We start from the raw sequence: 16,069 nt of genomic DNA on the forward strand, positions 1-16,069 counted from the left end.
GGTCACATCCATGCCTCCACCCGTTCGAGGCCGCACAGCGCCGCCTGAAACGCGAGGAGCCGCTCCCGACCATGATGATCGGGAGCGGCTCTTATGCGTTCTGCGGGCCCTATTCGGCACCGGCCTCCGGCGCCACATCGGCAACGGGCGAGGCTGAAACGGGCGTACCGGTCAGCGCAGCCGTCGTCACACGACGTGAACGTGAGCGGCCCTGCCCCGGCGCCTTTGGTTCCGGAAGCGCATCAAGAACCGACTCCAGAAGCTGTTCCTTCTCCGACTTCGGTCGCGCCTCGCGCGACGTGTCGGCGGTTGCCTTCTTCTTTCGCGGCTTCTTCGGACGCTCGACCTGCGCCTCAACGGGTGCCGCAGCCGTCGGTTCCGGCGTCGTCGGGGCCTTGGTCGACGCGGCGATCTGCGCCAGCGCCGTCTTGGCGCCCTCGGGAATCACGTGTGTTCCGGTCGCGGGCGACGCCGAGGACGGTGCGGAACCATTGCCGTTCGACTGCGACGCATTGGCGGAACCATTGCTCGAGTTTTGATTCTGGTTCTGACGCTGACGACGGTTCTGGTTGGATCCGTTGCCGCCGCCGTTGCTCGATGCGCTGGCACGGTGCTTCACGACCGGGTCGTGGTGCACGACGACGCCACGGCCGGCGCAAACCTCACACGGCTCGCTGAAGGTCTCAAGCAGGCCGAGTCCGAGCTTCTTGCGCGTCATCTGCACCAAGCCCAGCGATGTCACTTCGGCAACCTGGTGCTTTGTGCGGTCGCGGCTCAAGCATTCGATGAGACGGCGCAACACGAGGTCACGGTTGGTTTCGAGCACCATGTCGATGAAGTCGATCACGATGATGCCGCCGATATCGCGCAACCGGAGCTGGCGAACGATTTCTTCTGCCGCCTCGAGGTTGTTCTTGGTGACCGTCTCTTCGAGGTTTCCGCCCGAGCCAACGAACTTTCCGGTGTTGACGTCAACGACCGTCATCGCCTCGGTGCGGTCGATGACCAGCGAACCACCCGAGGGCAGCCACACCTTGCGATCCAGCGCCTTCTCGATCTGCTCGGTAATGCGGAACGAGTCAAACGGATCAGCGTCGCCCTCGTAGCGCTCGACGCGCTCCAACAGGTCGGGGGCAACGCCCGCGAGATAGTTCTCGATCGTGCGCTGCGCCTCGTCGCCCTGAATGATCATCTTGGTGAAGTCTTCGTTGAAAACATCACGCACAATCTTCACGAGCAGGTCGGGCTCAGAATGCAGCAGCTGCGGTGCCTGACCAGACTCCGAAACCTTCGCGATGTGCTCCCACTGCGCGGTGAGGCGCTGCACGTCGACGGTGAGCTGTTCTTCTGTCGCACCCTCCGCAGCGGTGCGCACAATGACGCCACTGGACTCGGGCAGAACCTCTTTCAAGATGCGCTTGAGACGCGCACGCTCGGTGTCGGGGAGCTTGCGCGATATGCCGTTCATCGCGCCGCCGGGAACGTACACAAGATAGCGGCCGGGCAGCGAAATCTGGCTCGTGAGGCGGGCACCCTTGTGGCCAACCGGGTCTTTCGTCACCTGCACGAGAACCTTGTCGCCTGTCTTGAGCGCAAGCTCAATGCGGCGCGGCTGGTTGCCTGTCTCGACCGAATCCCAGTCAACTTCCCCCGAGTACAGCACGGCGTTGCGGCCGCGACCGATGTCGACGAACGCCGCCTCCATCGACGGCAGCACGTTCTGCACGCGGCCGATGTAGACGTTGCCGAGGAGCGATGCGTCTTGGTTGCGGGCAACGTAGTGCTCCACCAGAACGTTATCTTCGAGAACGGCGATCTGAATCCGACCAGACTTTGACCGCACAATCATCTGGCGATCAACGGCTTCGCGCCGCGCCAAGAACTCGGCCTCGGTGACGACGGTGCGCCGGCGTCCGGCCTCGCGACCGTCGCGGCGCCGCTGCTTCTTCGCTTCGAGACGGGTCGAACCCTTGATGCGCTGCGGCTCGGTGATGACCTCGACCGCACGCTGGCGGCGGGGCGGCTGCGCCGCCGGTGCCTCTTCGACCTCGTTCGGGCCGCCACGACGGCGACGGCGACGTGAGTTCGACGACTCTTCCTCTGCTTGCGGCAGCTGGCGAGCGGGCAGCGGAACAATCTCCGGCGCGTAGAAATGCAGTGCGGTTGTCACCTGCGAGACAAACGTCTCGGGCAGGAGTCCCAGCGTCACGGCCGTGATCGGCTCCGGCTCGGGCTCGGGCTCCGGCTTTGCGGCATCGGTTACCTCGGCGTCGGTAATCTCGGCATTAGTCGCCTTGGCGTCCGTCGGTTCAGCGTCAGCTGCGTCCGTTGACGCGTCGGCCGGCTGCTCCGGCGCCTGAGATGCGGGTGCGGCGTCGCTCGCCTCAGCCGCTACGGCTGGCGCCGCGGCCTCGCCTGCCGGTACATCGGCTTCGGCATCAGGCGTCGCCATCTCGACAACGGGTGCCACCTCGGCGCTTGTCTGTGGTTCCGCCGCCTCCGCGCGAACATCGGCATCGGGCGTCGACGGCGTGACGGGGTCTGGAACATCCGCGGCTGACTCGCCCGACAGGGCGTGAGCCGCGACGGCCGCCGGAATCTCCGGTACCGGAGGCAATTCGACAGCCGCAACGGCGTCGGCAGGCTCTGCGGCCTCTGCTCGCGGCAGGGAGACGGAAAGGTCGGTGGACTCAGGCGCTACGGCCTCGGCGCCTTCGAGGGCCTCTGGGACCTCGACTGGAGCGTCGTTGGTGTGGGTAGCGTGTTCTTCATTATTCTGATCAGCCATTGCTGGCGCACTCCCTGCGGGCAACTCCGCGCGCTGCCCGGCAATTCTCTCGTGCGGCTCCGCACCTGCGGTGCCGCGAACTCTATCGGCATGCGATCGGCTCTGGGCTCGGATCGCGAGGGCATCTTGTGCCCCCAAAAGTCTTCATGGACCACGGTCTCGGCGCGGCCGAGATGTAGTTCTCGTATCATTATCGCACTAACGGGGGCGGTGTGCAGTATTCGCGGATTGTTTTCACGGCTGTGCCGCATTCCGTCAATGGAATACTGGTCACATGACCGAACAGCGCACCCGCCCGACCGTGTTCGCCATCTGGCTCATCATCGCGGGCGTCATTGGCTGGTGGGCTGCCTTCCAGCTCACCCTCGAACGATTCCACCTGCTGCAAAACCCCGACGCCATTCTGAACTGCGATATCTCGCCGCTGGTGCAATGCAAGGCAAACCTGGAGTCGGCGCAGGGTGCCGTGTTCGGCTTTCCCAACCCGATCCTGGGGCTCACGATGTGGGTGGCGCCGATCGTCGTTGGCGTCGCGATTCTCGCGGGGGCGCGTTTCGCGAAGTGGTTCTGGTTCTTGTTCTGGTGCGGCTTTGTCTTTGCGATGGGCTTTGTCATTTGGCTCATGACGCAGAGCATTTACGAGCTCGGCACGCTGTGCCCGTGGTGCATGGTGACGTGGGCGGTCGTGATTCCGTCGTTCTGGGCGGTCACGTTCCACGTCATGCGCCAGGGCGTTTTCGGTGACGGCGCGCGCGAGCTTGGCGAAAAGTTGATGGGCTGGACGCCGCTGTTTACCGTCGTCAGCTACGTTGCCGTCGCCGTGATGGCACAGCTTCGCCTCGACCTGCTGAGCGTGCTGTTCATCTAACCGGCTCATCCCTGCCTTAACCAAAAACGGCGCCGCATCCTCACGATGCGGCGCCGTTTCGTTCTGGTTAGGAGAACCAGATGCCCAGTTCGCGCTGGGCAGATTCGACAGAGTCGGAACCATGCACCAGGTTCTGCTGCACCTTCAGTCCCCAGTCGCGGCCAAAGTCGCCACGGATGGTTCCGGGTGCCGCCGTCGTGGGGTCCGTGGTTCCGGCGAGCGAGCGGAAGCCCTCGATAACGCGGTTGCCTGCGAGGCGAATCGCGACCGACGGGCCCGACATCATGAACTCGAGCAGCGGCTCGTAGAACGGCTTGCCCTCGTGCTCGGCGTAGTGCTGCTCCAGCAGCGCACGGTCGGGTTCGACCAGCTTGAGGTCAACGAGCGCGTAGCCCTTAGCCTCGATGCGGGCGAGAATTGCTCCGGTCAGGCCGCGTGCGACGCCGTCCGGCTTGACGAGGACGAGTGTCTCTTCGGTTGCCATATCAGTCACCTTCTGTGTTTTGTGCGGCGCTTGGAGCCTGGCGGGCAATTCGCGCCGACGTGATCATCGCATACGCCCACATGCCACCAAAAACGGCGGCGACGATGACGAATGCGAGGTTAAGAAACGCGCCCGCAAGCACGACGAATTGAAGAATCCACCCGGCGATGATGCCCACCTGAAAGCGGCACATACCGGCGACCACAATCATCAGCACGGCCATCACGCCACCGGCGACGATACCCCACCACGGCTCGATGCCTGCGGGCGTCGCTTTCATGCCGAAGATGAAGAGGCCGCCCAGCAGCATCACGATCGATTCAAATCCGAGAATTACCGCGCCAAGTCGCGCCGCAAGAGGGTAGCCCTTCTTCATTAAGCGCCTCCCCCTGCTGGCTTCCAGCCCTGCTCTTGCGCAAGAGCGATTGCTTCGCCAGCGAGCACGACGGAACCAACAATGATGACGGCGCGGCGCGGCGACGTCGACGCCCAGTCGCGGGCCGCCTCAGCGGCATCGTCGAGCGTCGGGTGCACGGTGGCCGGCAGCCCCGCATTTTCGACAACGTCGGCGAGGCGATCGGCGTCGGCCGCGCGATCCGATGACGGCGAAGTCACAAAGACGTGCGCCGGAACCTCGCGAAGCGCGTCGACGATACCGGCGGCGTCCTTATCGTCCAGCACACCGATGACCAGGCCCCACTCATCGAAGTCAAAAGACTCACGCAGTGCGGTTGCCAGGGCGCGCGCGCCGTGCGGATTGTGGCCGGCGTCAACCAAGACGGTGGGTTCGACGCCAATGAGCTGAAGTCGACCGGGCGAGGTTGACTCTTGCAAACCCTCGGCGACGATGTCGCTGGCGATCGGGTTGGTCGCGTTACCGATCAACGATTCGACCGCGGCGATAGCAAGTGCGGCGTTGAAGCCCTGGTGCCCACCGTAAAGCGGCAGGTACTCGTCTTCGTAGATGCCGGCCCGGCCGCGCACGGAGATCTGCTGACCACCGACGGCCAGACGCTGCGAAACGAGAGCGAAGTCGGCGCCTTCGAACGCCACGGTCGCACCCTTTTCAGCGGCAACGGCGCGAATGATGGCCTCAGCCTCGGGGGTCTGCCGGGCCGAAACCACGACAGCACCCTCCTTGATGATTCCGGCCTTAACCGTTGCAATCTCCTCGATGGTGTTGCCAAGGCGTGAAGCGTGGTCAATGTCGATCGGTGTGAACACAGCGACATCGCCATCGGCGGTGTTGGTCGAGTCCCATGCACCGCCCATGCCGACTTCAATCACGGCGACATCAACGGGCGCGTCGGCGAAAACGACGAACGCAAGTACGGTGAGCAGCTCAAAGAAGGTGAGCGGCGCATCGCCCGCGGCCGCCAGCTCGGCATCAACGAGGTCAACGAACGGCTCAATCTCCTCCCACGCGTCGGCAACGGCACCATCGTCGGCCGGTTCGCCGTCAACCATCAGGCGCTCCGTGAATCGCACCAGATGTGGGCTGGTGAACAATCCCGACCGCAAGCCCATCGCGCGCAACAGGCTCTCAATCATGCGCGCCGTCGAGGTCTTGCCGTTCGTTCCGGTGAGGTGAATAACCCGATAGGTCTTCTGCGGGTCATCCATCAGTTCCAGCACCCGACGGGTGCGTTCAACCCGCGGCTGCACCCACTGCTCACCCTGCCGGGTCAGCAGTTGCGCATAGACGCGGTCTGCTCGTTGCACATCGCTCATGCGGATTCTCCCTCGGGGCTCTTTTCGATCGTGACGACAATCGGCGCCTTGTCGGCACCCAATGCGCGGGTTCCGCTCACAAAAACGCCGTCTCCGGGGCTTGTAGCCACATCAACGATGGCGTCGATCTCGGGGGTTGCCTGAACGGCGAATCCGACAGCCAGAGTTTCGGCAGCGATCAGCTCGGCGTGCGCGGTGAGCGCTTCAGCAATCGAGGGTGCAACATTCAGCGCGAGCACGATGCGGTCGCTCACCTCAAGGCCCGCGTTCTTGCGCGCCTCCTGCACCACACGAATCGCATCGCGCGCGACACCCTCGGCCTCAAGCTCCGGCGTTGTGACCGTGTCGAGCAACACGAAACCGCCGCCAGGCAGCAGCGAAATCGCTGTTCCTTCTGCGACGCCGCCAGCGACGAGGGCAAGTTCGTACTCCCCCGCAACAAGCTCAAGCCCGCCCGCGGTAACGACGCCGCCGACCTCACTCCAGTCGCCGTTCTTTGCGCCCATGATCGCCTGCTGCACCTGCTTACCCAGGCGCGGGCCGGCAGCGCGAGCGTTCACGACGAGGCGCTGGGTGATGCCGTATTGCGCGCCGATACCGTCGGTCGCCTCGACCAGTTCAACGGTCTTCACATTGAGCTCTTCGCGCAGAATCGCTTCAAACTGTGCCAGCCCAGCGGTTCCGCCCGTCACCACCGTCAACGACTGCAACGGCAGACGCACGCGCAGCTTGTGCTGCTTGCGCAGCGCGTTCGCGGTCGAAGAAATCTCACGCACCGCGTCCATTGCCGCGCGAATATCTTCGGCGGCGGGGAAGGCATCGGCGTCAGGGTAGTCCTGCAGGTGCACGCTGCGACCACCGGTGAGGCCCTGCCACACCTGCTCAGAAACCAGTGGGATGAGAGGCGCGGCCACGCGCGTGAGCGTCTCGAGCACGGTGTATAGCGTGTCAAACGCCTCGCGCGAGGACTCGTCGTCGGTGATACCCACCCAGAATCGGTCACGCGAGCGGCGGATGTACCAGTTCGTCAGCGCGTCGCTGAAGTCGCGAAGCTTCTCGGTGGCGCTGGTTGAGTCCAGGCCTTCGAGGTCATCGGCAACGCCGCGCACCAGGTCACCGGTGAGGGCGAGAATGTAACGGTCCAGCACGTCGGTCGAGTCGGTGCGCCACGATGCCTGGTAGCCGCCGTCTTGGGCAACATTGGCGTAGGTGGCGAAGAAGTACCACGAGCTCCACAGCGGCAGCATGAATTCGCGCACGCCCGCGCGAATGCCCTCTTCAGTGACGACGAGGTTGCCGCCGCGCAGCACGGAAGATGACATCAAGAACCAGCGCATGGCGTCGGAACCATCGCGATCGAAGACCTCAGAAACGTCAGGGTAGTTGCGCAGCGATTTCGACATCTTCTGGCCGTCAGAGCCCAACACGATGCCGTGGCAGCTCACGCCGGTGAACGCCGGGCGGTCAAACAGTGCGGTCGAGAGCACGTGCATGACGTAGAACCAGCCGCGGGTTTGACCGATGTACTCGACGATGAAGTCGGCCGGCGAGTGATCGTTGAACCACTGCTCGTTCTCAAACGGGTAGTGCACCTGGGCGAACGGCATCGAGCCCGAATCAAACCACACGTCCAACACGTCTTCGATGCGGCGCATCGTTGACTGACCAGACGGGTCATCGGGGTTCGGCCGGGTCAGCTCATCGATGTACGGGCGGTGCATGTCGACCTCGCCCTGCTCGTTGCGGGGAAGGCGGCCGAAATCGCGCTCCAGCTCTGCGAAGGATCCGTAAGAGTCAACGCGCGGGAACTCGGGGTTATCGCTCTTCCACACCGGAATGGGCGAACCCCAGTAACGGTTGCGGCTGATCGACCAGTCGCGTGCGCCCTCAAGCCACTTGCCGAACTGCCCGTGCTTCACGTTTTCCGGCACCCAGGTGATGTCTTCGTTCAGCTCGATGGCGCGGTCACGGAACTCCGTCACGCGCACAAACCAGCTGGAAACAGCCTTGTAGATGAGAGGGTTGCGGCAGCGCCAGCAGTGCGGGTAGCTGTGCACGTAGCTCTGCTCGCGCAGCATGCGACCGGCGGCCCGCAGCAGGCGAATCAGCGGAGTATTGGCGTCGAGCCACAACTGGCCGGCGACGTCGGTGACGGCGGGCAAGAACTTGCCGCCATCGTCGAGCGACAAGATGGTGGGGATACCTGCCGCGCTAGCGACACGCATGTCGTCTTCACCGTAGGCCGGAGCCTGGTGAACAACGCCGGTACCGTCGGCGATGGTGACGTAGTCGTCAACGAGAATGCGCCAGGCGTCCTCGGTTCCGTAAGCCTCCGTGTCTGCGTAGTAGTCGAAGAGGCGCTCGTAGCGCACGTCCGCGAGGTCGGAACCACGAATCACGCGGCTGACGGCGGCGCGGGCATCGTCGGCAGAGTCGTAGCCGAGGTCTTTCGCGTAGTTGCCGAGCAGAGCGTCGGCAAGCAGGTACTCGCCGCCCTCAGCATCCGCCGCTCCGTTTGGGCCGGCGGGCACGACGACATACTCAATGTCAGGGCCAACGGCGAGAGCCAGGTTGGTCGGGAGGGTCCACGGCGTGGTCGTCCAGGCGAGTACTCGCACGCCTGCGATGCCCAGCAGTTCCGCCTTCTCGCCCACCAGCGGGAACGTCACGGTAACCGAAGGGTCCTGACGGTCTTTGTAGACGTCATCATCCATACGGAGTTCGTGGGCAGAAAGTGGCGTCTCATCACGCCAGCAGTACGGCAGAACGCGGTAGCCCTCGTAGGCCAGCCCCTTGTCGTACAGGGTGTTGAACGCCCACATGACCGACTCCATGTAGGAGGTATCAAGCGTCTTGTAGCCGTTGTCAAAGTCAACCCAGCGCGCCTGGCGGGTGACGTAGTTCTGCCATTCCTCAGTGTAGGCAAGCACCGATTCGCGGGCCTTCGCATTGAACTGCGAGATGCCCATGGTTTCGATCTCGCTCTTCTCGGTGATGCCGAGCTGCTTCATCGCTTCGAGCTCGGCAGGAAGACCGTGCGTGTCCCAACCGAACACGCGGTCAACCTTTTTGCCGCGCATGGTCTGGAAACGCGGAAACAGGTCCTTGGCGTACCCGGTCAGCAGGTGGCCGTAGTGCGGGAGGCCGTTGGCAAATGGCGGGCCGTCGTAGAAGACCCACTCTTCTTGCCCCTCGCGCTGCGCAATGCTGGCGCGGAAGGTCTGGTCGCGCTCCCAAAACTCCAGGATCGAGGTTTCAATCTCTGGGAAGCGTGGGCTGGGCACGACGGCGTCGGCTGCTGGTCCGAAAGAGGAACGAGGGTAGGTCATGGTCTCTCGCAGGGCTTGAATTTGGCTCCTGCAGGGACGACCCTTCGGCCGCGGTACCACCCCGCATTGCTCGCATACCCGGAGGGCAACGAACCACTCGTTCAGCGGCGATAACGGGCCTGCCCCGCTCGGTTCTACTAAGACTTGCGCCTGTTCTTCCGAGCACTCCCCGGTGATAGCCGGATCACAGTGTGTTCCACCATGTTATCGCGCTTTCGGTTGAAGCGCGTTCGGGTCTTTCGGTCTCTCGGTTTCGCTTGACGCGCGTTCGGTCTTGCGCTTTCGCTTGACGCGCGTTCGGTCTTGCGGTCTCGCTTGACGCGCGTTCGGTCTTTCGGTCTCGGTTGACGCGCGATCGGTCTCGCGGTTTCGGTCTTGCGGTCTTGCACTTTCAGTCTTCGGCCTTGCGCTTTCGGTTGATCCGCCACCCTGTTATGCACGAGCGCGACCGTGTTATGCACGAGCGAACTGCCACTTTCGGGCGACACGCCGTCTCAGCGCCCTCATTTCAGGTTCCACTCGTGCAGAACAGGGGTGCTTCTCGTGCAGAACGCTAAGAAGGCGACCGGAACCAATGAGCATGAGTGCAGAGCCAGGTGCACCGTGCGGCGCCTCCGGCGTGGCCGCGTTCTGCTCGATGAAGAACCTGTTATGCACGAGTGAATCGCCACTTTCGGGCGACACGCCGTCTCAGCACCCTCATTTCAGGTTCCACTCGTGCAGAACAGGGGGCGCACTTGTGCGGAACGCCGAGGAGGCGACCGGAACCAGGGGCGAGAGTGCAGGGCCGCCCGCACCGTGGGACACCTCCGGCTTGACCCTGTTATGCACGAGTGAATTGCCATTTTCAGCCCGACACGCCGTCTCAGCGCCCTCATCTCAGGTTCCACTCGTGCAGAACAGGGGTGCGCCGTGCAGAACAGGGACGCACCGCGCAGAATGCCGGCGACGGAACCACGGGCACGGCGACGGAACGGTAGGCGCTCGGGTAGGTGAGTTAACTCGGGCAAGTGGCTAGCAACTCGGGCAAGCGAGCTACGGAGTGCGGGGTGTGAGAGTCGCGGCGGCGAGGAGTTCGCGGGTGAAGGCGTGCTCGGGGTTGGAGAAAATCGCGACGGTGTCCCCCTGCTCGACAACGGCGCCGTCCTTCATGATGAGGACTTCGTGGGCAAGACCGGCAACGACGCGTAGGTCGTGGGAGATGAAGATCATGCTGAGGCCGCGCTCGCGCTGTAGGCGGCGAAGGAGGTCGAGAATTCGAGCTTGCACGGATACGTCCAGGGCACTGAGTGGCTCGTCCAGCACCAAAATACGCGGATTCATTGCCAACGCGCGGGCGATCGCGACCCGCTGCGCCTGACCACCGGAGAGCTGACGCGGTCGTCGCGCGGCGACATCGGCGGGCAGATCAACATCGGCCAGGAGGCGCGAGATCGCATCGTCGTCGGCGCGGGAGCCAGCCACGCGAAGGGCCTCAGCGAGAACCCGACGAACACTCCACCGTGGGTTCAGCGATGCCCGCGAGTTTTGTGCCACCAACTGGATCAGGCCGCGCCGTTCACGACGGGCAGACTCGGAACCCGGGTTCCACCGGTGATCAAGCAACGTGACAGTTCCCCGGTTTGGGGTGAGCGAACCCATCAGCACATTCGCGACGGTCGATTTGCCCGAGCCTGACTCCCCCGCAATGCCGAGCGTGGTTCCGGCGCGCAGCACGAAACTCACATCCTGCACGGCTGCGCGTGCGCCAAAATTCACGGAGATGTCGGTCGCCGTAAGCATCACATCGCCAGGCTCGACACCACCGGCAGCAATCGCAAACGTCGATGCCTCGATGAGCTCCCGGGTGTACGGGTGCTGTGGCGATACCAGCAGGTCGCGGGCGATGCCCTCCTCCACGACGCTGCCCGAGCGCATCACCATGATCCGGTCGGCGATGTGCGCCACCGCGCTCAGGTCATGACTCACGAAAATCACCGCCCGGCCACCATCGGCGAGGCTTCGCAGCAGCGTCAGAATGTGGCGCTGCACCGTGGCGTCCAGCGCCGTCGTCGGCTCGTCGGCGATGAGCAACGGCGGATCAGCGACAAGCGCCGATGCAATGAGCGCTCGCTGACGCAACCCACCCGATAACTCGTGCGGATATTGCCGCACCCGCTCCGCTGGTTCCGGCATCGCCACTTCATCCAGCGCACCCAAGACGCGCCGAGATTGGTCGTGACGGTTGCCAATGCGATGAATGTGAAGAGGTTCCACGATCTCGGCGCCGATGCGCCGCAGCGGGTCAAGCGAACTCAACGCGTCTTGCGAGACAAGCCCAACCTGTACGCCGCGCACCTCTCGCCACCGGTGCTCAGATGCGTCCGCCATGTCTACGCCGCCGATGGAGAGTTCTGAAACCGAGACCGTCGCCGCGTGTGGCGCGAGCCCGAGCAAGGCCGAAACCAGCAGCGACTTGCCCGCACCCGACTCGCCGACAATGGCGAGAATCTCCCCCGGCTCGACGCTCATGGTGACATCGTTCACGCGGGTCACATCACCAAAGCGAATGTTCAATCCCGTCACGGTAACGGCGCTCATGCGTTGCCCTCCTCCGCGATGCGGCGCAAGTGCCGGCCGAGAACGCTGGTCGCAATCACGACCGCGGTGATGGCGAGACCGGGGAACACCGCGATCCACCATGCGGTCGCCAGCTCATTGCGCCCGCCCGCGAGCATGAGACCCCACTCAGGGGCGGGTTCGGTGACGCCAAGACCGAGAAAGCTAAGTCCGGCGGCGGAGAGAATCGCGGTGCCGATACCGATGGTGGCGAGCACCGAGAGACGCGAAAGCACCGTGGGCATGATGTGCCGTGAGAGCACCCGTGCGGAACCAATACCCAGCAATCGCGCGGAGGTCACGAACTCGGACTGCCGCAGTGTGCGCGTATGAACGCGAGCCAACCGAATGTAGACCGGAATGACAGAGAGCGTGACGGCGAACGCGATATTGATCGGGCCGGGGCCAAGCACCGCCACGATGATGAGCGCCAGCACGAACTCCGGCACGGCAAGCAGAAGATCTACTGCGCGCATCAGGATGCCATCAAGCCACCGCGGCGCGAGACCAATAAGCGTGCCGATCAGAAGGCCAATGATGAGCGCGGCACCGGTCGCAATGAGGCCAACACCGATGGACGCGCGCGCCCCGTAGATCACCCGCGTAAACACGTCACGGCCCGTTTGGTCGGTGCCAAAGAGATGTTCGGCGCTTGGCGGCTGCAGAGCGACGCTCAAATCGACATCGAGCGGGTCGCGCGCCGTCAGCATTTGCGGCGCAATCATGGCGACGAGCACGAGCGCGAGGAACAAGCAGGAGACGATCGCGGTGGGCTTGCGAAGTAGCGTCATGATCGGCGCCCTCCGCCGCGAAGTCGCGGGTCAAGTATCGTCATCACGACGTCGGAGACGATCGCAATGACCGTGAAAATCAGCGCGCTGAGCACAATCACCCCGGCAATGACCGGCAGATCACGGTTGATGATGGCGGTAAGGGCAACGCGCCCGACGCCCTGACGCGCAAACACCGTCTCCACCAGTACGGCACCGCCCAAGAGCGACCCAATGAGGTAGCCCGCCATGGTGACGGCGCCGATGGAACCATGGCGCAGGGTATGGTGGGTGAGCAGCCGCAGATCACTCGCGCCGCGGGCGCGCACCGTGAACGCGAACGGTTGTTGCTCCGCTTCTTCGACGCCATCCCGAACGAGCTGACCGATCAGCGCTGCGCACGGCAGCGCGAGCGTGAGCGCGGGAAGCACCAGCGAGGCTGCCCCGCGAGAGCCCGAAACCGGAAACCAACCGAGGCCGAAGGCGAAGACCGTCAGCAGCAATAGGCCGATCCAAAAGACGGGCGCCGACAGCACGATGAGCTCTGCCGTCGCCGCGACCCGGCGCGAACGCGGGCCGCGCGCGAGCAGCGTAACGGCCGCGGCAATAACGAGCGCGAATAGCAATGCGAGCGCGGTGAGCTGCAGGGTGGAGCCGAACTGACGGCCAATCACGTCAACGACCGGCATCCGTAGCTGCAACGACTCCCCGAGGTCACCGTGCGCGAGTCCGGAAATGTACGCGACGTACTGGTTCCACAGCGGCTGGGTCAGTCCCAGCTCTTCGCGAAGTGCATCTTTTACTTCGTCTGAGATTTGTGCCTGCGGGCCGAGCATGACCTCGACGGGGTCACCGGGCAGCACATTGGTGATCACAAAGGCGAGCGTTGCGGCAGCCCAAATGATGAGAACGCCAAACAGCGCCATCACGAGCACCCGAAGGGCGCCTGCCGTGATGGCGCTGCGTGGCGTTGTCATGCGAATCATTCTGGCGCGCCGAGGCGCGAGAGCTGCTTAGCCCAGAGTCACGTCGTAGAACAGCGGGCGACCATAGCCGTCAAACTCGAGCCCGTCGATCGACTCGTCGACCGCGGTGATCAGTGAGGGAACGTAGATCGGGATGATGGCGTTGTCGGCGGCGTTCCACTGCTGAACCTCGGTGTAGAGCGCATTGCGCTCCTCCGTGTCGCTGGTGGCGATTGCCTGCTCGAACAGGGCGTCAAGCTGGGGGTCGCTGACCTGTGATGCGTTCTGGAATCCGTCGGTGTGCAGGTGGTTGCGCAGCAGGTCAGAGTCGACACCGGAGAATCCCCAGTCTGTGATGTCGAAGGTCTTCGGTCCGTACTGCTCGTTGTAGGCGGCCGGTTCCAGTTCTTCGCGAATCAACTCGATGCCAATCTTCTTGAGGTCGGCCTGGAAAGCCACCCCGAGCGCCTTGTTCTCGTCGGCGATGGGCGTCCATGCGATCCACCGCACGGAGAGACGTTCGCCATCCTTCGTGCGGTACCCCTCGGAGTCAAGCGTCGTCCAGCCTGCCTCGTCGAGGAGCGCGGCAGCTGCCTCCGGGTCAAACTCCCACGTGTTCTCGAGCGAGGCGTCATATCCGGGGCTGGAGGGGCTGAGGATGCTCCAGGCACGCTCAAACTGTCCGTCGAAGATCGTGTCAACGGCGGTGTCAATGTCGATGCCGATCGAAATCGCCTCGCGCACTCGCTGGTCGGCCAGCACGCCGTACTTCTCGTTCAGATACAGCGAGTACGGCAGACCCGCAACGGGCTTGGACTCGACCGTGGCGGTGTCATCCACCGACGCGACGGCGCTCGGCGGCAGGTCAGATACGATCTGTGCCTCGCCGGAGTTGAGCATTCCGGTGCGCACGCTCGACTCCAGCACCAGGGCGACGCGAAGCGTCTCGATGCTCGGCGCCTTCTGGCCCTGCGGGCCCCAGGCGTAGTCATCGTTGCGGGTGTAAACGATCTCCTGGTTGGGGATGAACTCGCTCAACACGAATGGGCCGGTGCCAATGTTGACGCCCGCAGCGCCCGCCTTCAGCTTTTCGGTTCCGGCTTCAAGCGCGGCGCTCGAGTAGAAGCCCAGCAGCGGCGTGCTGGCCGCAGACAGGAACGGTGCGTATGGCTGAGTAAAGCTGACCTCTACCGTGTTTTCGTCGACCACCGTGGTTCCGGCGTACCACTCGCCGCCGAGCATGCTGGCGGCCTGCGCCGACTTGGTCTTCGGGTCGGAGATGTGGTCGAAGTTTGCCTTGACCGACTCGGCGGTGAACTTCTCACCATCGTGGAAGGTCACGTCATCGCGCAGCGTGAAGGTGTAGGTGAGTCCGTCTTCTGAAACGGTCCACTCCTTCGCGAGCCACGGCGAGAAGGAGCCGTCGGCGTTCTGCCACACCAGGGAGTCGAGAATCTGACGCTGCACCATCGAGCTCACGTCGAGCTGGCTGGTGTGCGGGTCCATGTGGCTGTCAGAAAGGTTGGCACCTTCGATTGCCCAGACCACCTCGCCGCCGCCGGCGGCGGCTTCGTCACTGGGGCCAGCGCTGGCGCACGCGCTCAGCGCCAATCCGAATACAGAAACGGCCGCGGTGATGAACAGGGCGCGACGGGCACGGCGAAAAGACATACGAATCCTTTGCAGAACGGGAGGGATGCCGCCAGTCTACCGGAGTTTGAGGTTGTTAGACGCCGTACACAAACTGCTATAGCAGCGATAGAAGGTTACCCACACCGGCATTCTGTTCGGTGTGCACGGCGATGATGGCATCAATCGAGCGCAGCACCGATGAGGCTACGACAAGGGATGAGCGCGGTTGCGTCGGCGATGGCAGATTGCTCATTTCGAAACGAGCGGAACCAGCGGCTCCCCTGACGGTGATGACGTGCGTGGTGTTGATGGCCGCCGGATCGGCAATCATTTCTGCTGTCGTATCGCTCCACGAGTCGGCTGCCAACGCGAGGGCAATGGCGACATTGGCTGAGCGAGGAAAGAGCTCGGCCACCTGTTGCGCACTTCCCGTCGCGACGATGATCCGCTCATCTCCCCGCACCAGCCGCGCGACAAGAGCATCATCCATCCACGGCTGAATGAGAGCCGACGGCAGCTTCGATGACGAGATGTGCGCGTGCTCAACGCCACCGCTCAGTGCGAGAGCACGCACGAATTCCAAGCCGCCGACAGCGCCCGTCGCGATCAGCGCCGCTCCCGGTGCTCGTTGCAGTCGCTCGCGCAACGTCTGATCCGCCAGCGCCCCGACACTGACGATGAGCGCCGTAGCGCCCGCCTCAACCTCCGGCAGCACCCGCGCGCCGACAGCCTCCGGCGAGGCAACTTCGACCAGCAGGTCGTATTCGACAACGGACGGAACCTCGTCGCCGCGCCCCACGGTTCCGATCAGCTGGCAATTCGCGCGCGCAACAATGCCCTCCGCTATCAGCGAGGCCAGATTTCCGTCACCGAGCAACACAATGCGAAACACCATGCCGCCAGA

At 63.8% G+C, this 16,069-nt stretch carries 11 protein-coding genes; 1 reads left to right on the plus strand and 10 read right to left on the minus strand.

Annotation, left to right across the window (positions count from 1 at the left end; genetic code table 11):
• Positions 1 to 109: 109 nt before the first annotated feature.
• On the minus strand, positions 110 to 2,452 hold the full coding sequence (locus tag FVP60_RS01400; RefSeq protein WP_147825467.1) for an Rne/Rng family ribonuclease: 2,343 nt from the start codon (positions 2,450 to 2,452) through the stop codon (positions 110 to 112).
• 610 nt (positions 2,453 to 3,062) lie between these two features.
• On the opposite strand from FVP60_RS01400, the gene FVP60_RS01405 reads away from it, so the two are divergent.
• The gene (locus tag FVP60_RS01405) at positions 3,063 to 3,656 is read left to right on the plus strand and encodes a vitamin K epoxide reductase family protein (protein ID WP_147824488.1); all 594 of its coding nucleotides are present in this window, start codon (positions 3,063 to 3,065) and stop codon (positions 3,654 to 3,656) included.
• Positions 3,657 to 3,723: 67 nt separating this feature from the next.
• On the opposite strand, the gene ndk is transcribed toward FVP60_RS01405, so the two are convergent.
• From ndk to FVP60_RS01450, 9 genes are all read right to left on the minus strand, one after another.
• Entirely contained in the window at positions 3,724 to 4,140 is a 417-nt protein-coding gene (ndk, locus tag FVP60_RS01410) for a nucleoside-diphosphate kinase (protein ID WP_147824489.1), read from the minus strand.
• Position 4,141: 1 nt separating this feature from the next.
• Complete coding sequence (locus tag FVP60_RS01415) at positions 4,142 to 4,516, minus strand: DUF4233 domain-containing protein (RefSeq protein WP_147824490.1); 375 nt, start codon at positions 4,514 to 4,516, stop codon at positions 4,142 to 4,144.
• Positions 4,516 to 5,871, minus strand: coding sequence for a bifunctional folylpolyglutamate synthase/dihydrofolate synthase (locus FVP60_RS01420; RefSeq protein ID WP_147824491.1), 1,356 nt, complete (start codon positions 5,869 to 5,871; stop codon positions 4,516 to 4,518). Before FVP60_RS01420 ends, FVP60_RS01415 begins: the two co-directional genes overlap by 1 nt.
• On the minus strand, positions 5,868 to 9,200 hold the full coding sequence (gene ileS, locus FVP60_RS01425; RefSeq protein ID WP_147824492.1) for an isoleucine--tRNA ligase: 3,333 nt from the start codon (positions 9,198 to 9,200) through the stop codon (positions 5,868 to 5,870). The genes FVP60_RS01420 and ileS overlap by 4 nt, the downstream gene beginning before the upstream one ends.
• 1,035 nt (positions 9,201 to 10,235) lie before the next feature.
• Complete coding sequence (locus FVP60_RS01430; RefSeq protein WP_147824493.1) at positions 10,236 to 11,780, minus strand: ATP-binding cassette domain-containing protein; 1,545 nt, start codon at positions 11,778 to 11,780, stop codon at positions 10,236 to 10,238.
• On the minus strand, positions 11,777 to 12,589 hold the full coding sequence (locus FVP60_RS01435; protein WP_147824494.1) for an ABC transporter permease: 813 nt from the start codon (positions 12,587 to 12,589) through the stop codon (positions 11,777 to 11,779). Before FVP60_RS01435 ends, FVP60_RS01430 begins: the two co-directional genes overlap by 4 nt.
• Positions 12,586 to 13,545 carry an ABC transporter permease gene (locus tag FVP60_RS01440; RefSeq protein ID WP_246132420.1) on the minus strand — a complete coding sequence of 320 codons (960 nt, stop codon included), beginning with the start codon at positions 13,543 to 13,545 and terminating at the stop codon, positions 12,586 to 12,588. The genes FVP60_RS01435 and FVP60_RS01440 overlap by 4 nt, the downstream gene beginning before the upstream one ends.
• A gap of 36 nt (positions 13,546 to 13,581) precedes the next feature.
• Positions 13,582 to 15,204, minus strand: a complete 1,623-nt coding sequence (locus tag FVP60_RS01445; RefSeq protein WP_147824495.1) for an ABC transporter substrate-binding protein — start codon at positions 15,202 to 15,204, stop codon at positions 13,582 to 13,584.
• A gap of 76 nt (positions 15,205 to 15,280) precedes the next feature.
• Positions 15,281 to 16,060: an aspartate dehydrogenase domain-containing protein gene (locus FVP60_RS01450; RefSeq protein WP_147824496.1), complete on the minus strand. Its 780-nt coding sequence runs from the start codon at positions 16,058 to 16,060 to the stop codon at positions 15,281 to 15,283.
• Positions 16,061 to 16,069: the final 9 nt, after the last annotated feature.

Origin of the sequence: Microbacterium mitrae (assembly GCF_008017445.1) — a bacterium.
GTDB classification, from domain to species: domain Bacteria; phylum Actinomycetota; class Actinomycetes; order Actinomycetales; family Microbacteriaceae; genus Microbacterium; species Microbacterium mitrae.